The 3,848-nt window shown below is 69.0% G+C and carries 4 protein-coding genes; all 4 read left to right on the top strand.

Features of this window, described 5'->3' with window-relative positions:
- Window positions 1-339: FHA domain-containing protein (locus GUY61_RS35865; protein WP_166634485.1), on the top strand; the 339-nt coding region annotated here is incomplete at its 5' end.
- 10 nt (window positions 340-349) lie between these two features.
- On the top strand, window positions 350-853 hold the full coding sequence (locus GUY61_RS35860; RefSeq protein ID WP_166634484.1) for an FHA domain-containing protein: 504 nt from the start codon (window positions 350-352) through the stop codon (window positions 851-853).
- Between the two features lie 120 nt (window positions 854-973).
- On the top strand, window positions 974-2,485 hold the full coding sequence (locus tag GUY61_RS35855) for a Stp1/IreP family PP2C-type Ser/Thr phosphatase (protein WP_208106872.1): 1,512 nt from the start codon (window positions 974-976) through the stop codon (window positions 2,483-2,485).
- Between the two features lie 28 nt (window positions 2,486-2,513).
- On the top strand, window positions 2,514-3,848 hold a 1,335-nt coding region (locus tag GUY61_RS35850; RefSeq protein ID WP_166634482.1), incomplete at its 3' end, for an FtsW/RodA/SpoVE family cell cycle protein.

The following is a 3,848-nucleotide window of genomic DNA, read 5'->3' as shown; positions in this document are numbered from 1 at the left end:
GGCATGCCCGGCAACGTGACCCGGCTGCCCGGCAGCGGCCCCGCCCCCGGCGCGGGACCTGTCAGGCGCTGGATCGAGATCAACGGCAACCGCCACCAGATCGCCCGTCCGACGCTGGTGCTCGGCCGCAGCACCGACGCCGATGTCCGCATCGACGACCCCGGTGTTTCCCGCCGGCACTGCGAGATCCGGGTCGGAACGCCCTCGACGATCCAGGATCTCGGGTCCACGAACGGCATCGTGGTGGACGGACAGCACACCACCCGCGCTACGCTCCGCGACGGCTCGCGGATCGTCGTGGGCAGCACCACCATCGTTTACCGGCAAGCCGAAGGGTGAAGCGGGGGCAATGTCAGAGCTGACCCTGACGGTCATGCGGCTAGGTTTCCTGGCCGTCCTGTGGCTGTTCGTCATCGTGGCCGTCCAGGTCATCCGCAGCGATCTGTTCGGAACACGGGTCACCCAGCGCGGCTCGCGCCGCGGCGGGTCCGACCGGCCGCAGCAGCAGGGCCGCCAGCAGGCCGCGGCGGCTCCGCCGCAGCAGCGCCAGCGCCGCGGTGCCCCGACGAAGCTGGTGGTCTCCGAGGGATCCCTGACGGGTACGACCGTCGCCCTCCAGGGCCAGACGATCACCCTGGGCCGTGCGCACGACTCCACGATCGTGCTGGACGACGACTACGCGTCCAGCAGGCATGCCAGGATCTACCCGGACCGTGACGGCCAGTGGATCGTCGAGGATCTCGGGTCCACCAACGGCACGTATCTCGACCGGACCCGACTCACCACCCCGACACCGATTCCGCTGGGCGCGCCGATCCGCATCGGCAAGACCGTCATCGAGCTGCGGAAGTAGTACGACAATGAGCGAGCGGAGCGAGCGAGCCGCCGCGGTCCCCACAACGGACACGACGCGGCTCCCGACCGGAGGGTGGGCACCGTGCGGATGTATCCCGAGCCGACGGGTGAGGTGCGCATGAGTCTGTCACTGCGCTTCGCCGCCGGATCGCACAAAGGCATGATCCGCGAGGGCAACGAGGACTCCGGGTACGCCGGGCCGCGGCTGCTCGCGATCGCCGACGGGATGGGCGGCCAGGCGGCCGGCGAGGTGGCCTCCTCCGAGGTCATCTCCACCCTGGTCCAGCTGGACGACGACATTCCGGGCTCCGACATCCTGACCTCGCTCGGCGTCGCCGTGCAGCGGGCCAACGACCAACTGCGGATGATGGTCGAGGAGGACCCCCAGCTGGAGGGCATGGGCACCACGCTCACCGCCCTGCTGTGGACCGGGCAGCGCCTCGGCCTCGTGCACGTCGGCGACTCCCGCGCGTACCTCCTGCGCGACGGTGTGCTCACGCAGATCACACAGGACCACACCTGGGTCCAGCGCCTGGTCGACGAGGGACGCATCACCGAGGAGGAGGCCACCACCCACCCGCAGCGCTCCCTGCTGATGCGCGCGCTGGGCAGTGGCGACCACGTCGAGCCGGACCTGTCGATCCGTGAAGTCCGCGCCGGCGACCGGTACTTGATCTGCTCCGACGGCCTGTCCGGCGTGGTGTCCCACCAGACGATGGAGGACACACTCGCCAGCTACCAGGGCCCGCAGGAGACCGTCCAGGAGCTCATCCAGCTCGCGCTGCGCGGCGGCGGCCCGGACAACATCACCGTCATCATCGCGGACGTCCTGGACGTCGACAGCGGCGACACCCTCGCCGGGCAGCTCAACGACACCCCGGTCGTCGTCGGCGCGGTGGCGGAGAACCAGAACCAGCAGCACGACAACGGCGCCATGCAGACCCCCGCGGGCCGCGCCTCGGGACTCGGCCGGCCGGTGCCGCCCCAGCAGGGCGGCTTCGGCCCGCCCGGAAGCGGCTCGCCGGACCTCGGCGGTCCGCCCGAGGGCAGCTACGGCTCCTTCACCGACGACGACTTCGCCAAACCGCGCCGCCGCGGCCGGAAGTGGCTCAAGGGGTCCCTGTTCACCGTTCTCGCCCTCGGCGTGATCGGCGGCGGCATGTACGGCGGCTACCGCTGGACGCAGACGCAGTACTACGTAGGCGCCAACGACGAGCACATCGCGCTCTACCGGGGCATCAGCCAGGACCTGGCCTGGGTCGAACTCTCGAAGATCGAGAAGGACCACCCCGAGATCGAACTCAAGTACCTCCCCGCCTACCAACAGAAGCAGGTCAGGGACACGATCGCAGAGGGCAGCCTCAAGCAGGCCCGCGAGAAGATCGAGGAACTCGGCACCCAGGCCTCCGCCTGCAAGAAGCAGGAGCAGCGCCGCAAGGCCGAGCAGGCGGAGAACGAGAACAACGCCGAGACCGGACAGGGCGAGGCCGGTGGGACCGGCGCCGCCGCCAGCGGCGTGCCCGTCAAGCCCGGAGCCAAGAACCTCACCGCAGACGCAACTCCCACACCCGGCCCCAGCCTCTCCGAGGAGGAGCAGAAGCTGGTCCCGAATTGCGGTAGCGATCAGTAACAAGCAGCCGTAGGGGGCCCACCAAGCCATGAGCAGCACTACCAACACGACCACCATCGGTGCGATCGGTGCGCCCAGCAGGCGCAACACCGAAGCCGTACTGCTGGTCTTCGCCGTCCTCATCGCGGTCTTCGCCTACGCCAACGTGGGCCTGGCCATCGACGGCGAGCTCCCGGCCGGGATGTTCAAGTACGGACTCAGCCTGGGTCTGATGGCCGCCGTCGCCCATCTCGCGGTGCGCAGATTCGCCAAGTACGCCGACCCGTTGCTGCTGCCGCTCGCCGTGCTGCTCAACGGCATGGGCCTCGTGCTGATCTGGCGGCTCGACCAGTCGCCGCGCCTCCAGCAGCGGACCGACTTCTCGCAGGCGGCGCCGAACCAGTTGCTCTACTCGGCGGTCGGCATCGCCCTGTTCATCGGGGTCGTGGTCGTCCTCAAGGACCACCGGATCCTGCAGCGCTACACCTACATCTCGATGGTCGCGGCGCTCGTCCTGCTGCTCCTGCCCCTGGTGCCCGGCCTCGGTGTCAACATCTTCGGCGCCCGGATCTGGATCAGGCTCGGCGGCTTCTCCATCCAGCCGGCGGAGTTCGGGAAGATCATCATCGTGGTCTTCTTCTCCGGCTACCTCATGGTCAAACGGGATGCGCTCGCCCTGGCGAGCCGCCGTTTCATGGGTCTCTACCTGCCCCGCGGCCGCGACCTCGGTCCCATCCTCACCATCTGGGCCGTGAGCCTGCTCGTCCTCATCTTCGAGAACGACCTCGGCACCTCGCTGCTGTTCTTCGGCATGTTCGTGATCATGCTGTACGTCGCCACCGAGCGGACCAGCTGGATCGTCATCGGCCTGCTGATGTCCGCTGCCGGCGCCGTCGGCGTGGCCTCCTTCGCCAGCCATGTGCAGGCCCGTGTGGACGCCTGGCTCGACCCCTTCGCCTGCCGGGAGACGGTCGCCGCCTGCGACCAGATGACGCAGGTGCTGATGTCCTTCGGCTCCGGCGGGGCCCTCGGCACCGGCCTCGGTCAGGGAGACTCCGACCTGATCCAGTTCGCCGCCAACTCGGACTTCATCCTCGCCACGGTCGGCGAGGAACTCGGTCTGGCCGGCGTGATGGCCTTCCTGCTGCTGTACGGCCTGATCATCGAGCGCGGCGTACGCACCTCGCTGGCCGCCCGCGACCCCTTCGGCAAGCTGTTCGCCATCGGTCTGTCCGGCGCCTTCGCGCTCCAGGTCTTCGTGGTCGCCGGCGGTGTGATGGGCCTCATCCCGCTGACCGGTATGACCATGGCCTTCCTCGCGGCCGGCGGTTCCTCCGTGATCGCCAACTGGGCGCTGATCGGCATCCTGCTCAGAATCAGCGAC

The organism is Streptomyces sp. GC420 (assembly GCF_009916105.1).
GTDB lineage: Bacteria > Actinomycetota > Actinomycetes > Streptomycetales > Streptomycetaceae > Streptomyces.
This window is presented reverse-complemented; position numbering and strand designations above follow the sequence as displayed.